Source organism: Kineococcus indalonis, assembly GCF_009906395.1.
GTDB lineage: Bacteria > Actinomycetota > Actinomycetes > Actinomycetales > Kineococcaceae > Kineococcus > Kineococcus indalonis.
Genome location: NZ_JAAALM010000389.1, coordinates 1 through 3,849 on the forward strand (window position 1 = coordinate 1; position 3,849 = coordinate 3,849).

Below are 3,849 nucleotides of genomic sequence, written 5' to 3' on the forward strand. Positions count from 1 at the left end.
GTGCCGGGGATCGCGGCGAGGGCGGCGGCGATCCCGCCGTCGGGGACCCGGCGGGTGCTCGAGCTGGCGCGCGACGTGCCGGGCGCGATCCTGCTGAACGTGGGCGAGCCGGTGCTGCCGGTGGCCCCGCACGTGCTGGCCGCGGCGGCGCGGGCGTGGGAGGCGGACGTCACCTCCTACACCGGCAACGGCGGCATCGAGCCGCTGCGCGCGGCGGTCGCGGCGAAGCTGGCGCGGGAGGACGCCCTGGCCGTGGACCCGGAGCGGGTGTGGGTGACGGCCGGCGGGATGCAGGCGCTGCACCAGGCGATGACGCTGACGCTGGACGCCGGGGACGAGGTGCTGGTGCCGGACCCGGGGTGCGCGAACTTCGCGATGGCGGCGCGGCACGTGGGGGCGGTGCCGGTGCCGTACGCGCTGCGCGCGGAGCGGGGCTTCCGCCCGGACCCGGCGGACCTGGAGGCGGCGGTGGGCCCGCGCACGCGGGCGCTGGTGGTGAACTCCCCCTCGAACCCGCTGGGCACGGTGCTGGGCGGGGAGGACCTGCGCGCGCTGCTGGCGTTCGCGGCCCGGCACGACCCCACCTGTGGGTGGACGTCTCGCACGCCGCCGGCGGGGACGTGGCGGGGTGGACGGAGCGGTTCCTGCGCGAGCGGCGGGTGGCGGTGGCGCCGGGCAGCGCGTTCGGCGCGCGCGGCGAGGGCTGGGTGCGGGTGTGCGCGGCGGGCGACCGGGAGCTGCTGCTGGAGGGCCTCTCCCGCCTGCCCGCCCCCTGACCGGGTCTCAGCCGAGGCGGCCGCCGGGCAGGGCGGCCGCGCAGCGCTGCACGCCGCGCAGCACCGCGGGCGCGAACGCGCCGAACGGCTCGGTGCCCACGCCGTCGCCCTCGCGCGTCCAGGTGCCCACCACGGCGCCGCCGTGCACCACGGTGCCGCGGAAGACGCCGTTGCCGCCGGGCACCACGCGCTCGGCGTGCTCGGCGGGCAGCACGTGCGAGCGGTCGGCGTAGCCGAGCAGGAACTCGTCGAAGCCGGGCAGCAGGTGGGTGCCGGCGGCGGCGCGGCGGTGCCCGGCCACCAGGTCCGGCAGCGCGGGGTCGTGCAGCAGCTCGGTGCCCGAGACGTCCACGGCGGCCAGCCGCCCGCGCACGGCGGCCACCGCGCGCCGGGCGGCGGTGACCGGCAGCCCCGCCCAGCGGGCCAGGTCCGCGACGCTCGCGGGCCCGTGCGAGAGCAGGAAGCGCAGGGCCAGCTCGGCGAGCGCCTCCTCGCCCTCGAGCGCGCGGGGGGCGGGCACGTGCTCGGCCAGCAGCACGAACTGCTGCTCGCGCCCGCGCACCGGCCCCAGGCACAGCACGCCGGTCAGCGACAGGTGCAGCAGCAGGTGGTAGCCGCGCCCGGCGGCGGTGCCCTGCCCGGCGGCCTCGAACGCGGCGAGCACCTCCGAGCGCACCGCGCCGCGCCCGCCGCCGAGCAGGTCCTCGGCCGCGCGGCGGGCGGCGGCGACGTCGTCCCCGTCGATGCCCAGGGCGGTGCGGCGGGCCGTGGTCGAGCGCAGCACCCGCGGCGCGCACAGCGCCAGCACCCACGGCAGGTCCGCGGCGGGCAGCAGGTGCAGGGTGCCGCGCAGCGGCCAGGAGCGCACCACCTCCCCGCGGTCCAGGGCGGCGGGGAGGTCCGGTGCGCCGGGGGCGGTGCGCAGCGCCACCGCGGTGGCGGCGGCGCGCGGGTCCTGCGCCTGCACGCACAGCAGGTGCGCCACCACGGCCGCCGCGCCGCCCAGCGGCGGCACGACGCGCTGGGCGACCAGCCGCCACAGCCCCACCTCGCGAGCGCTCGGTCCCACGTCCGCCCCCCCGTCAGCGCAGCAGGTTCAGCCCGGACAGCCCCGAGGCGCCGAGCACCACGTTCTCGAACAGCTCGCGGTTCAGCCGGCCCACCAGCCAGCGCCCCAGCAGCGCCCCGGCCACGACGGCGGGCACCAGCAGCAGGTCCAGGCGCAGCGAGTCGGCGTCGACCAGGCCCAGCCCGGCGCTGAACGGCACCTTGATGACGTTGAGGATGAAGAAGAACCACGCCCCGGTGCCCAGGAACGACATCACGCCCAGGCCCATGGTGAACAGGTAGATCGACATGGGCGTGCCGCCGGCGTTGGCGACCATCGTGCAGAACCCGGCCAGCAGCCCGAACGCGGCGGCCAGCAGGCGCCGCCGGGCGGGGGAGGCGGGCACCGCGTCGACCCCGGCGCGGCGCAGGCGCCACCGGCGCAGCAGGTGGGTGGCCACCAGCAGCACCAGCACCGCGCCGATGGAGCGGCGCATCACGGTGTCGTCGACGACGTCGACGAACCAGACGCCCAGCAGCACGCCGACCAGGACGCTGGGCAGCAGCCGCAGCAGCAGCCCCCAGTCGGCGTGCCGGCGGTAGGCGGCCACGGCGAACAGGTCGCCGACGATGAGCAGCGGCAGGATCGCGCCGGTGGACTCCTTCGCCGGCAGCACGGCGGCGAAGACGGCGACCGCGAGGGTGCCGGCGGGGGCATAGCCTCGCGCGGGTGTCGGGGGCGGGGTGCAGACTCGTCGGGTGCTGTCCTCCGGCGGGTCCGCGGTGCGCTCGCGCCCGGACCCGGACCGCCCGGGCGTGCTGCACCTGGACCTGGACGCCTTCTTCGCCGCGGTGGAGCAGCGCGACAAGCCCTCGCTGCGCGGGCGCCCCGTCGTGGTCGGCGGCACCGGCGGGCGCGGGGTGGTGGCCACCGCCAGCTACGAGGCGCGCGTGTTCGGCGTGGGCTCGGCGATGCCGACGGCGCAGGCGCGCCGGCTGTGCCCGAACGCGGCGTACCTGGCGGGGCGCTTCGGCGCCTACCGGGTGGTCTCGGAGCAGGTCATGGCGCTGGCGCGCGAGCTGTCGCCGCTGGTGGAGCCGGTGTCGATGGACGAGGCGTACGTGGACCTGTCCGCCGTGCACGAGGGCCTGGACGCCGGCGCCGTGGCGGCGATCGCCGCGCGGTTCCGGGCGGCGGTGCGCGAGCGCACCGGCCTGACGGTGTCGGTGGGCGCCGGCCCCAGCAAGCTGGTGGCGAAGATCGCCTCGGACCTGCGCAAGCCCGACGCCCTGGTGGTCGTGCCGCCGGGCGAGCAGCACGACCTGCTGGCGCCGTTGAGCGTGCGCAAGCTGCCCGGCGTGGGGGCGGTCACCGGTGACCGGCTGGTGCGCAGCGGGCTGCGCACGGTGGCGGACCTGGCCGCCGCCGACGAGGGGGAGCTGGTGCGGATGCTGGGCCGCGCCCACGGCACGGGCCTGCTGGCGTTCGCGCGCGGGGTGGACCCGCGGCCGGTGGTGCCCGAGCGGGAGGCGAAGTCGGTCTCGGCGGAGGAGACGTTCTCCACGGACCTGACCGACCGGCGCGACCTGGCCGAGCGGACCCGGCGGATGGCCGAGCGGGTCGCGTCCCGGCTGGTGGCCTCGGGGGTCTCGGGGCGCACGGTGACGCTGAAGGTGCGCCGCTACGACTTCACGACGCTGAACCGCTCGCGCACCCTGCCGCACGCGACGAGCGCGGCGCGCGAGATCGCCGCGCACGCCGCGGAGCTGCTGGAGGGCGTGGACGTGGCCGACGGGGTGCGGCTGCTGGGGGTGGGCGTGTCGGGTCTGTCGGAGTTCGCGCAGACCGACCTGCTGGCGGACCTGCTGGGGCCGGTGCGCGCCCCGCGGGAGCACGCGGGCCCCGACGGGCACGGCGAGCACGCGGGGCACGGCGAGCACGCGGGGCACGGCGAGCACGCGGGGCACGGCGAGCACGCGGGGCACGGCGAGCACGCGGGGCACGGCGAGCACGCGGGGCACGGCG

The 3,849-nt window shown here is 78.5% G+C and carries 4 protein-coding genes and 1 pseudogene; 3 read left to right on the top strand and 2 right to left on the bottom strand.

Annotated features, from left to right (window positions below; translation table 11 throughout):
• Positions 1 to 132 precede the first annotated feature (132 nt).
• Together GTR00_RS26435 and GTR00_RS23065 are read left to right on the top strand one after the other, a co-directional pair.
• Positions 133 to 516: pseudogene (locus tag GTR00_RS26435) on the top strand (aminotransferase class I/II-fold pyridoxal phosphate-dependent enzyme); the annotation flags it as partial.
• A gap of 74 nt (positions 517 to 590) precedes the next feature.
• On the top strand, positions 591 to 776 hold the full coding sequence (locus tag GTR00_RS23065) for a hypothetical protein (RefSeq protein ID WP_205705963.1): 186 nt from the start codon (positions 591 to 593) through the stop codon (positions 774 to 776).
• 7 nt (positions 777 to 783) lie between these two features.
• On the opposite strand, the gene GTR00_RS16200 is transcribed toward GTR00_RS23065, so the two are convergent.
• Positions 784 to 1,845: a winged helix DNA-binding domain-containing protein gene (locus GTR00_RS16200; RefSeq protein WP_166612621.1), complete on the bottom strand. Its 1,062-nt coding sequence runs from the start codon at positions 1,843 to 1,845 to the stop codon at positions 784 to 786.
• 13 nt (positions 1,846 to 1,858) lie between these two features.
• The gene (locus GTR00_RS16205) at positions 1,859 to 2,692 is read right to left on the bottom strand and encodes a sulfite exporter TauE/SafE family protein (protein ID WP_166612622.1); all 834 of its coding nucleotides are present in this window, start codon (positions 2,690 to 2,692) and stop codon (positions 1,859 to 1,861) included.
• Here GTR00_RS16205 and GTR00_RS16210 point away from each other — a divergent pair.
• A partial coding sequence (locus GTR00_RS16210; RefSeq protein WP_166612623.1) for a DNA polymerase IV occupies positions 2,583 to 3,849 on the top strand: 1,267 nt, incomplete at its 3' end. The two genes, GTR00_RS16205 and GTR00_RS16210, sit on opposite strands and share 110 nt — an antisense overlap.